Source organism: Pseudomonas sp. FP453, assembly GCF_030687495.1.
In the GTDB taxonomy this organism is placed as follows: Bacteria; Pseudomonadota; Gammaproteobacteria; order Pseudomonadales; family Pseudomonadaceae; genus Aquipseudomonas.
This window is the reverse complement of the sequence record NZ_CP117435.1, coordinates 462,182-477,869: the sequence shown is the minus strand read 5'-3', so window position 1 is coordinate 477,869 and position 15,688 is coordinate 462,182. Positions and strand designations below refer to the sequence as shown.

11 protein-coding genes and 1 pseudogene are annotated in these 15,688 nt (G+C 62.6%); 6 read left to right on the top strand and 6 right to left on the bottom strand.

Features of this window, described 5'->3' with window-relative positions:
- Positions 1-4: 4 nt before the first annotated feature.
- The 4 genes and pseudogenes from PSH87_RS02095 to pilM form a co-directional block, all read right to left on the bottom strand.
- Positions 5-1,246: pseudogene (locus PSH87_RS02095) on the bottom strand (type IV pilus secretin PilQ); the annotation flags it as partial.
- Between the two features lie 139 nt (positions 1,247-1,385).
- Positions 1,386-2,357, bottom strand: a complete 972-nt coding sequence (locus PSH87_RS02090) for a pilus assembly protein PilP (protein WP_305432299.1) — start codon at positions 2,355-2,357, stop codon at positions 1,386-1,388.
- Positions 2,354-2,905, bottom strand: coding sequence for a PilN domain-containing protein (locus PSH87_RS02085; protein ID WP_017738865.1), 552 nt, complete (start codon positions 2,903-2,905; stop codon positions 2,354-2,356). The genes PSH87_RS02090 and PSH87_RS02085 overlap by 4 nt, the downstream gene beginning before the upstream one ends.
- The gene (gene pilM, locus PSH87_RS02080) at positions 2,905-3,558 is read right to left on the bottom strand and encodes a type IV pilus biogenesis protein PilM (protein ID WP_305432298.1); all 654 of its coding nucleotides are present in this window, start codon (positions 3,556-3,558) and stop codon (positions 2,905-2,907) included. The genes PSH87_RS02085 and pilM overlap by 1 nt, the downstream gene beginning before the upstream one ends.
- 206 nt (positions 3,559-3,764) lie before the next feature.
- On the opposite strand from pilM, the gene PSH87_RS02075 reads away from it, so the two are divergent.
- Complete coding sequence (locus PSH87_RS02075; protein WP_370695308.1) at positions 3,765-6,227, top strand: penicillin-binding protein 1A; 2,463 nt, start codon at positions 3,765-3,767, stop codon at positions 6,225-6,227.
- 246 nt (positions 6,228-6,473) lie between these two features.
- Here the strand turns inward: PSH87_RS02075 and PSH87_RS02070 are convergent, their stop codons facing one another.
- Both PSH87_RS02070 and rpmE read right to left on the bottom strand, forming a co-directional pair.
- A complete protein-coding gene (locus tag PSH87_RS02070) occupies positions 6,474-7,742 on the bottom strand; it encodes a malic enzyme-like NAD(P)-binding protein (protein ID WP_017738862.1) in 1,269 nt (422 codons plus the stop codon).
- 288 nt (positions 7,743-8,030) lie between these two features.
- Positions 8,031-8,261: a 50S ribosomal protein L31 gene (gene rpmE, locus PSH87_RS02065; protein ID WP_017738861.1), complete on the bottom strand. Its 231-nt coding sequence runs from the start codon at positions 8,259-8,261 to the stop codon at positions 8,031-8,033.
- A gap of 347 nt (positions 8,262-8,608) precedes the next feature.
- Here rpmE and PSH87_RS02060 point away from each other — a divergent pair, with 347 nt between their 5' ends.
- The 5 genes from PSH87_RS02060 (at position 8,609) to hslU (ending at position 15,599) form a co-directional block, all read left to right on the top strand.
- On the top strand, positions 8,609-10,828 hold the full coding sequence (locus PSH87_RS02060) for a primosomal protein N' (RefSeq protein WP_017738860.1): 2,220 nt from the start codon (positions 8,609-8,611) through the stop codon (positions 10,826-10,828).
- 178 nt (positions 10,829-11,006) lie between these two features.
- Positions 11,007-12,743, top strand: coding sequence for an arginine--tRNA ligase (gene argS, locus PSH87_RS02055; protein WP_017738859.1), 1,737 nt, complete (start codon positions 11,007-11,009; stop codon positions 12,741-12,743).
- 1 nt (position 12,744) lies between these two features.
- Positions 12,745-13,446: an SPOR domain-containing protein gene (locus PSH87_RS02050; protein ID WP_017738858.1), complete on the top strand. Its 702-nt coding sequence runs from the start codon at positions 12,745-12,747 to the stop codon at positions 13,444-13,446.
- Positions 13,447-13,693: 247 nt separating this feature from the next.
- A complete protein-coding gene (hslV, locus tag PSH87_RS02045) occupies positions 13,694-14,224 on the top strand; it encodes an ATP-dependent protease subunit HslV (protein ID WP_017738857.1) in 531 nt (176 codons plus the stop codon).
- Between the two features lie 37 nt (positions 14,225-14,261).
- The gene (gene hslU, locus PSH87_RS02040) at positions 14,262-15,599 is read left to right on the top strand and encodes an ATP-dependent protease ATPase subunit HslU (RefSeq protein ID WP_017738856.1); all 1,338 of its coding nucleotides are present in this window, start codon (positions 14,262-14,264) and stop codon (positions 15,597-15,599) included.
- Positions 15,600-15,688 lie beyond the last annotated feature (89 nt).

Genomic DNA, 15,688 nt, shown 5'->3' with positions numbered 1-15,688 from the left:
AGAATCAACGACTCACAGCAATCGCCTGGTTATTCATAATACGCGGAGTCAGGAATACCAGCAGCTCGGATTTTTTCTCCGCCAGCACATCGCGCCGGAAAAGGCGGCCAAGATACGGCACATCGCCCAAAAATGGCACTTTATCTACCACTTTGCTCTGGGTATTGGAGAAAACCCCGCCGATGACAATGGTCTCACCATCCTTGACCAGCACCTTGGCGTTGACTTCGTTCTTCTTGATCGGCGGCACATCGTTGAGTTTGTTCAGGTAGTCGGGCTCGTCCTTGGTGACCTTGACCTCCATGATCACGTGGCCGTCGGGGGTGATTTGCGGGGTGACTTCCAGGGACAGCGAGGCCTCCTTGAACGACACCGAGGTGGCGCCGCTGGAGCTGGATTCCTGATAGGGAATCTCGGTGCCCTTGAGGATGCGCGCGGTTTCCTTGTCGGACGTGACCACCTTGGGCTGTGAGACGATTTCACCGTTGCCGGTTTTCTCCATGGCAGTCAGCTCCAGGTCCAGCAGCAGGTTGTCGGTGATATAAGCGACGCCCAGGCCCGACGTGCCGGTAATCGCCCCCAAATCGACAAACGGCGAGCTGGGCGGATTTTCCGGCGGTTCTGCGCCCTCCGGCAGCGGTTTGGGGATGCCGCCAGCGCTCCAGTTGCCACGATTGAGCCGCCCACCCCAGCGCGCACCGAGGCTTTTGTCGTAATCCACATTGGCCTCGACAATCCGCGCCTCGATCATCACCTGGCGCACCGGAATATCCAGTTGCGTCACGATGCGCCGCAGCTCCTCCAGCCGCTCGCCGGTCTGGTAGGCAATAATGTTATTGGTGCGGTCATCCACCGCCACCGAGCCGCGCTCATCGGTACTGCCCTCCAGCCCCGTCACCGATTGGAATAGCTTGGCCAGGTCCGCCGCCTTGGCGTAATTGACCTGCAACAGCTCCCGACGCAGCGGCGCCAGCTCGTCCATCTGCCGGCGGGATTCCAGCGTGAGCAGTTCGCGGGCGGCCAATTCCTCGGCCGGCGCCACCAGCAATACGCCGGCCTTGATCCGCTTATCCAGGCCCTTGGCTTGCAGCACCAGGTCGAGCGCCTGGTCCCAGGGCACATCCTTGAGGCGCAAGGTGATCGAGCCTTGCACCTCGTCGCTGGCCACCAGGTTGAGGCCGGCCACGTCGGCGATTTGCTGCAACACGGCGCGCACTTCGATGTTCTGGAAATTGAGGTTGAGTCTGTCCCCCGCCAACGCCTGCGGCGGCGGCAGTTGGATCAGGTCCAAGCGATTGGGCACAGCAGCAGCCATCGGTGCCGTGAACGCTATCCATAGCGCCACACCGAAGGACAGGAAAGTCCTTTTCATGGGTTTGATTCCGTTATGAGTTGACGTTTAACACGAGGGTTCGCGGGCGCTCCAGCCATGCACCCTGTTCATCGGGGAACAACTCGACCAGCTCGACATGCCCGGCGTAAATGGCCGTGACCCGGCCGTGATTCGGCCCCAGGTAGTCACCGACCGCCAGCCGGTGCACCGTCGAGGCCATGCGCAGCAGAACGAAAGCCTGCACGCCACGGGACAGGGTGCCGACCATTTCGAACTGGTCGACCGCAAACGCTTCCAGCGCGCCACGCGGCCGCATGAGGTCCGGCGCCCGGGCTGGCCGTCCACGCGCGTGATCGGCCTGGACGGCCAGCGGCGTGAACGGGTCGCGCAGGCCGGAGGAGTCGTAGACAAAGCGCGCGCCCTGGGTGATGGCCTCGCCCTGCCGGCCACCCGCAGACGCACGCCAGTAGCTCTTCACCCGCAGTTCAAGACGCAGCAGCCTGCCCTCCGGGCGCAGGGCCACATCATGGGCCGTGACCAAACGGGACAGGCCACCGAATGCACTGACGAACATCGCCAGGTCGTGATAGGCGCCACTGACGCCAACCGCCACCGGTTGCTCGACATAAAAAGCCTGGGGCTGCTCATCCTGCGGCGTGACGCTTTCAACCACCAAGCCATTGGTCAATGCCAACCGCGCGATGTCTTCCAGCAGGCCGGGGATTTCGGATTCAGCGGGCAGCGCCTGAAAAAGCACATCAACCTTTGCCTGCATCCGCTCAAGCTGGCGAGCCCGCTCCTCCAGACCGGCAGCCAAGGCAGTTTTTTCCTGAATCTGCTGTTGCAGGACCACTTCCTGCACCTCGGCCTGGTGCAACCGTTCCCGTGACGGGCTCAGCCACACAAGGTCACCCACCACACACAACAGGCCTGCCAATGCACCACCCAGCAAGACTTTGCCAGGCAGTGGCCAATGGGCAGCGTTGTGAGTGAGCGCAGACAGATCGAGCCTGGGCAGGCTCAAGGTTGCACCTCGCCGGATTCTCCCTGGCGCACCATCAACTGGAATTCATTGGCGCCGCGCGCGCCTTCCGTCAGCACGTGCTGCAAACGGGTGGCGTGGGCACCTTCAGTGGCCTCCAGGCGACGCATCAACTGGGCGATGTCCTGGCTGGATTCAGCACTGCCGCGAATACTCACCGTATCGCCCTTGGCCACCACTTCATGCAGGTGCACCCCATCCGGCACGGCGCGCGCCAACTGGTCCAGCAGTTGGGCACCGGCCGAGCGCCCGTCGTGCAAGTCCTCGACAACCTTCATGCGTTGCGCCAATTGCTGGCTTTGCACCTGCAGGTCGTCGATGGTCTTGATCCGTGAATCCAGGACGGCGACGTCCTTGTCCAGGTGGCTGTTGCGCGTGACCTGTCGATCGATCGCCTGGTCGATCACTTGATCCGCCAGCCAGACCGCTGCGAGCGCCACACAGGCGAACGCCAGCAGCAACATCAGGAAAAACTTGCGCCGCCGTTCTGCCAGGGCCTGACGCCAAGGTAATAGGTTGATTCGTGTCATCAAGCGAAACTCCTCAGGGCCAACCCGCAAGCCACTCCCATTCCCTGGGCATCCACGGCCCATTGTGCGCCATCGACTCGACGGCCCGGCGTGAAGCTGGCGAAATCCTGACGGCAAGCACGCGCCAATGCAAACCCTTCGACATCTACCACCCGCGCCACCAGCCCGGCCTGGGCCAAAACAGCCTCGCGCGCCTCGACCTGCGCCCTGAGACAGGCCGCCAGCAACACCTCGACCCGCGCCGGGTCGTGGGCGCAAGGGCCCTGCACTTGATAGTCGATGGCCACGTCATCCAACGGATAGGGAATGTACTGATCGGCTTCCATCTGGATCCGCCAACCCACCTCTTCGTCGCTGAGCCCGGACTCCATGTCGATCACCTGGGTAATGACCGACGGGCCTGCCACGGCGATTGCCGCGTACCTGGCTGACGTGTGCAAGCGGGGCACCGCCTGTTGCAGCGCACGCCCGACAGACTCAAGGTCCAGCAGGTTGCCATCGACCACCGCACGAGGTGCCAGCGCCTGTGTGGCGTAGCTTCTGATGGTGTAACCGCTGCTTGAATGGCCCAGCTCGACCAACCTGATCGCCGTGTCGCTGATATCGACGCCGAGGACAGCATCGACTTTTCGCCTGAAAAATCCCTTTCTCATAAAACTCCCCAAAACTTTCCCTGTCATAACGGCGGTCCTACCGCCGGTTAGCCGCTGAGCAGGCGTGAATGACGCCCCAAGCCGAAAAATGCTTTAATGCCCAGCGTTTTTCCCCGCTTTTTACCTACAGCCCGGGTCGATCCATCGTTAGCCATGCATGCCCCGACGCCTAACCCATTCTTTTCTCTGGAAATCCAAAAGCCTTGATTCGTCTGCTGAAGTTTTTCGGGTACTCCATTGTCGCGATCGTCTGCGGGCTGCTGCTCGTACTCAGCGGGGCCTACCTCTACCTTAGTCCGGGTTTGCCCTCCGTAGAGGCCCTCAGAAGTATCCAGTTGCAGATTCCTTTGCGGGTCTACAGCAGCGACGAAAAACTGATCGCGGAGTTCGGCGAAATGCGCCGCACCCCGATCCGTTTCGCCGATATTCCGCCCAATTTCATCAGCGCATTGCTGTCGGCCGAAGACGATAATTTCGCCAACCACTACGGCGTCGACCCCAGCAGCCTGGTTCGTGCCGCCACGCAATTGGTAAAAAGCGGACACATTCAATCCGGCGGCAGCACCATCACCATGCAGGTGGCGAAGAACTTCTTCCTCACCAGCGAGCGCAGCTTTTCGCGCAAGGCCACCGAGATCCTGCTGGCCCTGCAGATTGAACGCCAGCTGACCAAGGACGAGATCCTTGAGCTGTACGTCAACAAGATCTACCTGGGCAACCGTGCCTACGGCATCGAGGCGGCGTCGCAGGTCTACTACGGCAAGTCGATCCGTGACGCGAGCCTGGCGCAGATGGCGATGATTGCCGGCCTGCCCAAGGCGCCGTCGCGCTTCAACCCACTGGCCAACCCGGCGCGCAGCAAAGAGCGTCGCGACTGGATCCTGGGCCGCATGTACAAGCTGGGCAAGATCGACCAGGCCGCCTACGAAAGCGCGGTGGCCGAGCCGTTGAACGCCAGCTATCACGTGCCGACGCCAGAAGTGAACGCACCGTATATCGCTGAAATGGCCCGCGCCGAGATGGTCGGCCGCTATGGCAGCGAGGCGTACACCGAAGGCTTCCGCGTCACCACGACGGTGCCGAGCGACACCCAGGAAATCGCCAACAACGCCGTGCATTCCGGCTTGATCACCTACGACCAGCGCCACGGCTACCGTGGGCCCGAGTCGCGCCTGCCAGGCAAGACCCTGAGCGCCTGGACCACCGAACTGGGCAAACAGCGCGCCATCAGCGGCCTGGAACCGGCCATCGTCACCCAGGTGCAAAAAGACGGCGTGCAGGTGCTGACCCGCACCGGCGAAGCCCATGTGGCCTGGGACAGCATGAAGTGGGCACGCCCCTTCCTGAACACCAACAGCATGGGCCCGATGCCCAAGCAGCCGTCGGACGTGGCGCAGGTCGGTGACCTGATCCGCGTGCAACGCCAGAAGGACGACAGCCTCAAATTCAGCCAGGTGCCGCTGGCCCAGGGCGCCCTGGTTTCCCTCGACCCGCAGAACGGCGCCATCCGCGCCCTGGTGGGCGGCTTCGCCTTCGAGCAGAGCAACTACAACCGCGCCGTGCAGGCCAAGCGCCAGCCGGGCTCAAGCTTCAAGCCCTTCATCTACAGCGCCGCGCTGGATAACGGCTACACCGCCGCCAGCCTGGTCAACGATGCACCGATCGTGTTTGTCGACGAATACCTGGACAAGGTCTGGCGCCCGAAGAACGACACCAACACCTTCCTTGGCCCGATCCGTATCCGCGAGGCGCTGTACAAGTCGCGCAACCTGGTGTCGATCCGCCTGCTGCAGGCGATGGGTGTGGGCAAGACCATCGACTACATGACGCGCTTCGGCTTCAACAAGTCGGACCTGCCGCCGAACCTGTCCCTGGCCCTGGGCACCGCGACCCTCACGCCGATGGAAATCGCCACCGGCTGGAGCACCTTTGCCAACGGCGGCTACAAGATCGCGCCGTACCTGATCGACAAGATCGAAAGCCGCAATGGCGACACCCTGTTCACCGCCAACCCACCGCGCGTACCGGGTGATGTGGTCAACGGCGTGGCCGCTACCGATGGCCTGGCCGCCCCGAGCAACGGTGGCATCACCATCGAGCCGACCCCCGGTGCCACGCCCGCTGCAAACGCCGCGACGCCAACCGAGCCACAGGCGCCTGCCGTTGCCGAACGCATTGTGGATGGCCGCACCACCTACATCCTCAACAGCATCCTGCAAGACGTGATCAAGAAAGGCACCGGCCGTCGCGCCCTGGCCCTCGGCCGCGCAGACATCGCCGGCAAGACCGGTACCACCAACGATTCCAAGGACGCCTGGTTCTCCGGCTACAACGGCGACTACGTGACCACCGTGTGGACCGGCTATGACCAGCCGGAAAGCCTCGGCCGTCGCGAGTTCGGTGGCACCGTCGCGCTGCCGATCTGGATGAGCTACATGGGCGCTGCCCTGAAGGACAAGCCCCTGCACACCCAGCCGGAACCGGAGGGCATCCTCAGCCTGCGGATCGACCCGGTAAGTGGCCGCGTGGCATCGCCAAGCACACCGAATGCCTACTTCGAACTGTTCAAGAGCGAAGACACGCCGCCGTCGGTCAATGAGCTGGGGAATGGCATTGCGCCTGGCAGCCCGTTGCCAGCGGATGAAGCGGCGCCGATCGATCTGTTCTAACGCGCTGGCAGTTGGCTTCTGTGGGAGCTGGCTTGTGTGGGAGCTGGCTTGTGTGGGAGCTGGCTTGTGTGGGAGCTGGCTTGCCTGCGATGCAGGCACCTCGGTGTGTCAGTCAAACTGCGGTGATGCTATCGCAGGCAAGCCAGCTCCCACATTTGGTGCTGCACAAGGCTTGAATTAATCGCCACACAGCAAAAAGCCCCGACTCGCGAGAGCCGGGGCTTTTTGTTGGTGCGCTACAACGGCTTAGCCGTTGAACACATCATCCACGCTTTGCAGCGGGTAGTTCTTCGGATACGGCAGGGTGGCCACACCGGTCTCGATGGCGGCCTTGGCCACGGCATCGGAGATCAGGGTGATCAGGCGCTTGTCCATTGGCTTCGGAATGATGTACTCACGGCCGAATTCCAGCTTGGCGCCACCGTAGGCGTCGCACACATCCTGAGGTACTGGCAGCTTGGCCAGTTCACGCAGGGCGTTGGCCGCGGCTACTTTCATCTCTTCGTTGATGCGCTTGGCGCGAACGTCCAGGGCACCACGGAAGATGAACGGGAAGCCCAGCACGTTGTTGACCTGGTTCGGGTAGTCCGAACGGCCGGTGGCCATGATCACGTCGTTGCGGGTGGCGTGAGCCAGCTCTGGCGAGATTTCCGGGTCCGGGTTGGAGCAGGCGAACACGATCGGGTTGGCCGCCATGGACTTCAGGCCTTCAGCGCTCAGCAGGTTCGGGCCGGACAGGCCAACGAACACGTCTGCACCGTCAAGGGCGTCAGCCAGGGTGCGCTTGGAGGACGGGTGGGCAAACATCGCCTTGTACTGGTTCAGGTCGGTACGCTCGGACTGGATCACGCCCTTGCTGTCGACCATGTAGATGTTTTCCAGCTTGGCGCCCATGCTCACGATCAGCTTCATGCACGAGATAGCCGCTGCACCAGCGCCCAGGCAGACGATCTTCGCGTCAGCCAGGGTTTTGCCAGCGATTTCCAGGGCGTTGATCATGCCGGCCGCGGTAACGATCGCGGTGCCGTGCTGGTCATCGTGGAATACCGGGATGTCGCACTGTTCGATCAGGGCCTTTTCGATTTCGAAGCACTCAGGTGCCTTGATGTCTTCCAGGTTGATGCCACCGAAGGTGATGGAAATGCGCTTTACGGTGTCGATGAAAGCCTGCGGGCTCTCGGAGTCGACTTCGATGTCGAAAACGTCAATGCCGGCGAAGCGCTTGAACAGCACGCCTTTGCCTTCCATGACTGGCTTGGAAGCCAATGGGCCGAGGTTGCCCAGGCCCAGAATCGCGGTGCCATCGGAAATCACTGCAACCAGGTTGCCCTTGCCGGTGTACTTGTACGCCAGCTCGGGGTCGCGGGCGATTTCACGTACGGGCTCGGCCACGCCAGGGCTGTAGGCCAGCGACAGGTCGCGGGCGGTGGCGGTGGCTTTGGTGAGCTCTACACTCAGCTTTCCTGGACGAGGATTGGCATGATATTCGAGAGCGGCAGTTTTCAAATCAGACATATCGGCATTCCGCTTTTACTGTTGGTCGACGGACCGCCGAGGATACGCGTGTCGTAAAGTCCCTACAAGACTGGGTAGTCACCGGTGTCAAGGCCCCAGAGCGCCGTACTTTGGTCTAAGGCCACGGGATACAAGGGCTCAACTGTTCACAATCGATTTAAAAAATGTCTACAATTTTTTATTTAAACGTCGATTCAAGTGGTTTTTATCAAATTCCAGGCACAAAAAAGGCGCCCACGGGGGGGCGCCTCTTTTTTCAGCGGGAAAAACCCAGGGGGTTTTTCAGGCTTACTCTGCTGGAGTAGCAGCCTTCTTGCCGAAAGCGCCGAAACGGTCAGCAAAGCGCTGTACGCGGCCGCCGGTGTCCAGAGTCTTCTGCTTACCGGTGTAGAACGGGTGGCACTCGTTGCATACGTCAGTACCCAGTGGCTTGCACAGGTTCGAACGAGTTTCGAACTTGTTGCCGCAGCTGCAAGTTACTTCGATGGTTTCGTACGCTGGATGGATATCGGCTTTCATGGCACTTCCTCGGGCTAGCGTGCCGCCACTCGACACTATTGTCGAATACCGCACGTAATTAGGCCGCGGATTCTACCCAGACCTTTTTAAACGCGCAAGCGGCGCTGCCGGCTGATTCCACGCGGATAAGCGCCTTTCATCAGAAACTACTGGCTTGCCACAATCCATGTGGGAGCTGGGCTTGCCCGCGATAGCGGTGTGTCAGACACCCAACCCTGCGACTGATATGACGCCATCGCGGGCAAGCCCGGCTCCCACAGAAGTACCCGAGACGGGACACCTCTATCGCAGGTCTGCTAGGCTCCCGCCCCTGCGCCACCGCCTGCCTATATAGATGAGACCCCCGCGTGCCCGACGCCATTTTGCGCCTCGCCCTGCCCTCGCCCCTGCGCCGCCTGTTCGATTACCGTGCCCCGGCCGGCGTGCTGCGGGCGCAGTTGCAGCCGGGCATGCGGGTGCGGGTGCCGTTTGGCCGACGGGAAATGATCGGCATCCTGGTGGAAGTCGCCGACCACAGCGAAGTGCCCGCCGAAAAGCTCAAGCCGGCGCTGGCGATCCTCGACGCCACGCCGCCGCTGCCGCCCGCCCTGTTCAAGCTGTGCCTGTGGACGGCCCAGTATTACCAGCACAGCCTCGGCGACACCCTGAGCTGGGCGCTGCCGGTGCTGCTGCGCCAGGGCGAACTGGCCGAGGCGCGCCAGGAACGCTTCTGGTCGGCGGCGCCCGGCGCGCGCCTCGACGACCCGCGCATCGCCCGCGCCCCGCGCCAGCGCGAAGCCTTGGCAACCCTGGCGCAACATCCCCACGGCGTGGCCCATCAGTTGTTAAGCAAGCTGATGCTGAGCAAAGACAGTCTCGACCTGCTGCTCGCCAAGGACCTGGTGCAGGTGGAAATCCGCAAGCACGCCCCCGACCCGCGCCACGAACACTGGCTGGCCCAGCCGGAATTGCCGTTGAACCCCGAACAACGCGCCGCCTACGAGGCGATCCGCGCAGGCTTCGACAGCTTCCACGCGTTCCTGCTGGCCGGCGTCACCGGCAGCGGCAAGACCGAAGTGTATTTGCAGTTGATCCGCGAAACCCTGCAAGCCGGCAAGCAGGCGCTGGTATTGATCCCGGAGATCAACCTCGGCCCGCAGACCCTGGCGCGCTTCGAGCAACGCTTCAATGCGCGCATCGCCCTGGTGCACTCGGCGGTCAATGACCGCGAACGCCTGGAGTCGTGGCTGGCGGCGCGGGACGGTGAGGCCGACATTATTATCGGCACCCGTTCGGCACTGTTCACCCCGATGAAAAACCCCGGGCTGATCATCATCGACGAGGAGCACGACGGTTCTTATAAACAGCAGGAAGGCCTGCGCTACCACGCCCGCGACCTGGCGCTGGTGCGCGCGCGCCAGGAAAACATCCCGATTGTGCTCGGCTCGGCCACGCCGTCCCTGGAAAGCCTGCACAACGCCTACACCGGTCGTTACGGCCTCCTACGCCTCAATGAGCGCGCGGGTGGCGCCAAACAGCCACGTTTCCTGCGCCTGGATGTAAAAAGCCGCCCGCTGGACAGCGGTATTTCCGGGCCGATGCAACAAGCCATCGGCCAGACCCTCGCCGCCGGCCAGCAAGTGCTGGTGTTCCTCAACCGTCGCGGCTTTGCGCCGACGCTGCTGTGCCATGACTGCGGCTGGATGTCCGAGTGCGAGCGCTGCGACGCGCGCATGACCGTGCACCAGCGCCACGGCGAGTTGCGCTGCCACCACTGCGGCCATGTGGAACGGGTACCGCGCCACTGCCCGCAGTGCGGCAAAGTGGACCTGCGACCGGTCGGCGCGGGCACCGAGCGCGCCGAGGAGCGCCTGGGCATTCTGTTCCCGGACTTCCCGGTGCTGCGGGTTGACCGCGACAGCACCTCGCGCAAAGACGCGATGAACCAGCTGTTCGCGACTATCCAGAAAGGCCAGCCGTGCATCCTGATCGGCACGCAGATGCTTGCCAAAGGGCACCACTTTCCACGGGTGACCCTGGTATCGATCCTGGATGCCGACGGCGGTTTGTTCTCCGGCGACTTCCGCGCCAGCGAGCGCATGGCGCAACTGATCGTGCAGGTCGCCGGCCGCGCCGGGCGCGCTGAAGAACCCGGCCGAGTAATTATCCAGACGCACCTGGCCGACCACCCGCTGCTGATCCAACTGACAGAACAAGGCTACTTTGCCTTCGCCGAGCAGGCCTTGAGCGAGCGCCGCTCCGCCGGCCTGCCGCCGTTTTCCCATCTGGCCCTGCTGCGCGCCGAAGCGCATAAACCGGGGCAGGCCGAAGGTTTCCTCGACGAAGCCTGCAGCGCCGCCGAACGTTTGCTCGGCGAACTGGGTCTGACCGGCATCGAACTGCTCGGCCCGGTGCCCGCGCCCATGGAGCGCCGCGCCGGGCGTTACCGCGCTCAGCTACTCTTGCAGGCAACGTCCCGCGCGCCCCTGCATCGGCTGCTAAGTAGTCTGTTACTTGCCCTGGAGCAAATGCCCAGCGGCCGGCAGGTGCGATGGTCGATGGACGTGGACCCCGTGGATTTGTATTGATCCACTCCACAGTTTGAATTGTGAACACCCTTAAATGTGGGAGCGGGCTTGCCCGCGATGAGGCCCGCAGGTCCGCCAACCCGTCTGAACGGTTGGCAAGCCCGCCCTCCCCACGGATAATGCCCAGTTTTTCCACCCGCGCATCGCGCGCTGTCGCTTGCGGCACAAAGAGAACACCATGAAAGACACCATTCGCCAGCTGATCCAACAAGCCCTCACCCAACTCGTCAACGAAGGTGTGTTGCCTGAAGGCCTGACGCCGGCGATCCAGGTGGAAAACACCCGCGACAAGACCCACGGCGACTTCGCCAGCAACATCGCGATGATGCTGTCCAAGCCCGCGGGCATGAAGCCCCGTGACCTCGCAGAAAAAATCATCGCCGCGCTGCCGGCCGACGAGAGCGTCACCAAGGCCGAAATCGCCGGCCCGGGCTTTATCAACTTCTTCCAGAACACCCAGGCCCTGGCTTCGCGCCTGGACGCGGCCCTGGCCGACGCCAAGATCGGCGTGCGCAAGGCCGGCCCGCTGCAACGCGTGGCGATTGACCTGTCCGCACCCAATCTGGCCAAAGAGATGCACGTCGGCCACCTGCGCTCCACCATCATTGGCGACGGCGTGGCGCGGGTGCTGGAGTTCCTCGGCGACACCGTGATCCGTCAGAACCACGTAGGCGACTGGGGCACCCAGTTCGGCATGCTGATGGCCTACCTGCAAGAAAACCCGATCACCAGCAACGAGCTGTCGGACCTGGAAAACTTCTACCGCGCCGCGAAGAAGCGCTTCGACGAATCCGAAGAGTTCGCCGACCGCGCCCGTGGCCTGGTGGTCAAGCTGCAAGCCGGCGACCCGGAATGCCTCGAACTGTGGGGCCGCTTCCGGGAGATTTCCCTGTCCCACTGCCAGGAAATCTACGAGCTGCTCAACGTCAAGCTGACCATGGCCGACGTGATGGGCGAAAGCGCCTACAACGACGACCTGATCAACGTGGTCAACGACCTCAAGGCCAAGGGCCTGCTGGTGGAAAGCAACGGCGCGCAGTGCGTGTTCCTCGAAGAGTTCAAGACCGCCGAAGGCGAGCCGCTGCCGGTGATCATCGTCAAGGCCGATGGCGGCTACCTGTACGCCACCACCGACCTGGCGGCCGTGCGCTACCGCAGCGGCGTGCTCAAGGCCGACCGTGCGCTGTACTTCGTCGACCAGCGCCAGGCCCTGCACTTCCAGCAGGTGTTCGAAGTGGCACGTCGCGCGGGTTTCATCACCCACCCGATGCACATGGAACACATGGGCTTCGGCACCATGAACGGCGCCGACGGCCGCCCGTTCAAGACCCGCGACGGCGGCACCGTGAAGCTGATCGACCTGCTCAACGAAGCCCAGGAACGTGCCTACAACCTGGTGAAGGAAAAGAACCCGGAACTGGCCGAGGCCGACCTGCGCAACATCGCCCGCGTGGTGGGCATTGGTGCGGTGAAATACGCCGACCTGTCCAAGCACCGCACCAGCGACTACAGCTTCAACTTCGAGCTGATGCTCAACTTCGAAGGCAACACCGCGCCGTACCTGCTGTACGCCTATACCCGTGTGGCCGGCGTGTTCCGCAAGCTGGGCAAGGATTTCAGCGAAGTGGAAGGCCAGATCGTGCTGGATGCCCCGCACGAACAGGAGCTGGCGGCCAAGCTGGCGCAATTCGGCGAAGTGCTGAACAGCGTCGGCGAGAAAGGCACACCGCACATCCTCTGCACCTACCTGTACGAAGTCGCCGGCCTGTTCTCCAGCTTCTACGAGAACTGCCCGATCCTCACCGCCGACGACGAAGCCCAGAAGCAAAGCCGCCTGCGCCTCGCCGCATTGGCGGGCCGTACCCTCAAGCAAGGCCTGGAACTGCTGGGCCTGGAAACCCTGGAGCGCATGTAAGTTGGCTGCCAAGAAAAAACCTGCACCCAAGCGCGGCGCCAGCCGCTACCAGGCCCCGGCGAAGAAGCCGATTCCGGGCTGGTTGTGGATGGCCATCGGTCTTACCGTGGGCGCGTTTATCGTGTTCCTGATGAAGCTGGACCCGGGCAAGGGCGACGACGTCAAACGGGTCAAGCAGGAACAGCAGAAGGCCACGAAAATGGCCGAAGCCAACAAGACGGCGCCGAGCCCGACGGCACCGGTGAAGCCAAAGTACGACTTCTACACGCTGCTGCCGGAATCGGAAGTGATCGTGCCGCCTGACGCCGTGCCGGAGAAAACCCTGCCGACGCCACAAGTGCCGACCACCCCGGTGACCCCAGCGGAAGCGGCGAAGATCGACACGGCACGTGCCCAGGCCGCCTTGGCCGGGATCACCCCGCCACCGCCGCCACCGGTTGCCGAAACCAAGGCAGCGCCGGTGACCAAGTTCTTCCTGCAAGCGGGCTCGTTCCCCAAGCAGGCGGATGCGGATCGCGTACGGGCGCAGATCATTCTGCTGGGCCAGGCGGTGACGGTGGAGTCCGGCACGGTGAAGGACGCGACCTGGTATCGCGTGCTGGTGGGGCCGTTCAGCAACCGTGAACAGCTGACCGTGGCACAGAAGCAACTGGCCGGCGCTGGGTTTAGCAACCTGTTGTTACAACAACGCCAGAGCCGCTGACACCGATCAAAATGTGGGAGCTGGCTTGCCTGCGATAGCGGTGTAACAGTCAATATTTTCAGTGACTGACACACCGCTATCGCAGGCAAGCCAGCTCCCACATTTGGTTTCTGGGTGTTCTGAAGAATGTGTCAGATCAATACACACCACTCGTCCGCACACCACCCCCACGGTTGAAATCCCCCCCACCACCCCCATATCAGTTTTCACCAGGGCATTTTCGCCCCGCTGCGTGGAGACTCTCCCCTTGACCACCATCGTTTCAGTACGTCGCCACGGCAAAGTCGTCATGGGCGGCGACGGCCAGGTTTCCCTCGGCAACACCGTGATGAAAGGCAACGCCAAGAAAGTGCGCCGCCTGTACCACGGCCAGGTGCTTGCCGGTTTTGCCGGTGCCACCGCCGACGCCTTCACCCTGTTCGAACGTTTCGAAGGCCAACTGGAAAAACACCAGGGCCACCTCGTGCGCGCGGCGGTCGAACTCGCCAAGGAATGGCGTACCGACCGTTCCCTCAGCCGCCTGGAAGCCATGCTCGCCGTGGCCAACAAAGACGCCTCCCTGATCATCACCGGCAACGGTGACGTGGTCGAGCCAGAAAACGGCTTGATCGCCATGGGCTCCGGTGGCGGCTACGCCCAGGCTGCGGCCAGCGCGCTGTTGAAGAAAACCGACCTGTCGGCCCGTGAAATCGTCGAGACCGCCTTGGGCATCGCCGGCGATATCTGCGTGTTCACCAACCACAACCTGACCATTGAGGAGCAGGACCTCGCCGAGTAAGCCGTAGGCTTATTCCCGCTTGAGGCCGCCAAACACTATGTCCATGACTCCCCGCGAAATCGTCCACGAACTCAACCGCCATATCATCGGCCAGGACGATGCCAAGCGCGCCGTTGCCATCGCGCTGCGTAACCGCTGGCGCCGGATGCAACTGCCCGAAGAACTGCGCGTTGAAGTGACGCCCAAGAACATCCTGATGATCGGTCCTACCGGCGTCGGTAAAACCGAAATCGCCCGGCGTCTGGCCAAGCTGGCCAACGCGCCGTTCATCAAGGTCGAAGCCACCAAGTTCACCGAAGTGGGCTATGTGGGCCGCGACGTTGAGTCGATCATCCGTGACCTCGCCGACGCCGCGCTGAAGCTGCTGCGCGAACAGGAAATGACCAAGGTCAGCCACCGCGCCGAAGACGCCGCCGAAGAGCGCATCCTCGACGCCCTGCTGCCACCGGCACGCATGGGTTTCAACGAAGACCCCGCGCCGAGCTCGGATAGCAACACTCGCCAGCTGTTCCGCAAGCGCCTGCGTGAAGGCCAGCTGGACGACAAGGAAATCGAGATTGAAGTGGCCGAAGTCTCCGGCGTCGATATCTCTGCGCCGCCTGGCATGGAAGAAATGACCAGCCAGTTGCAGAACCTGTTCGCCAACATGGGCAAGGGCAAGAAGAAAAGCCGCAAGCTCAAGGTGAAGGAAGCGCTGAAACTGGTGCGCGACGAAGAAGCCGGGCGCCTGGTGAACGAGGAAGAACTCAAGGCCAAGGCCCTGGAAGCCGTCGAGCAGCACGGTATCGTGTTTATCGATGAGATCGACAAGGTGGCCAAGCGCGGCAACTCCGGTGGCGTCGATGTCTCCCGCGAAGGCGTACAGCGCGACCTGCTGCCGCTGATCGAAGGCTGCACGGTGAACACCAAGCTGGGCATGGTCAAGACCGACCACATCCTGTTTATTGCCTCCGGTGCATTCCACCTGAGCAAGCCAAGCGACCTGGTGCCGGAGCTGCAAGGCCGCCTGCCGATTCGCGTGGAACTCAAGGCGCTGACCCCGGGCGACTTCGAACGCATCCTCAGCGAGCCGCATGCGTCGCTCACCGAGCAGTACCGTGAGCTGCTGAAAACCGAAGGTCTGGGCATCGAGTTCCAGCCGGACGGCATCAAGCGCCTGGCGGAGATTGCCTGGCAGGTCAACGAGAAGACCGAGAACATCGGGGCGCGTCGTTTGCACACCTTGCTGGAGCGTTTGCTCGAGGAAGTGTCCTTCAGTGCCGGCGACCTGGCCGGTGCGCAGAATGGCGAAGTGATCAAGATCGACGCGGATTACGTCAACAGCCATCTGGGCGAATTGGCGCAGAACGAAGACTTGTCTCGTTATATCCTGTAAGCCCTACTTAAGTGTGGGAGCTGGCTTGTGTGGGAGCCGGGCTTGCCCGCGATGCAGGCACCTCGGTGTATCAGTGATACCGAGGTGAT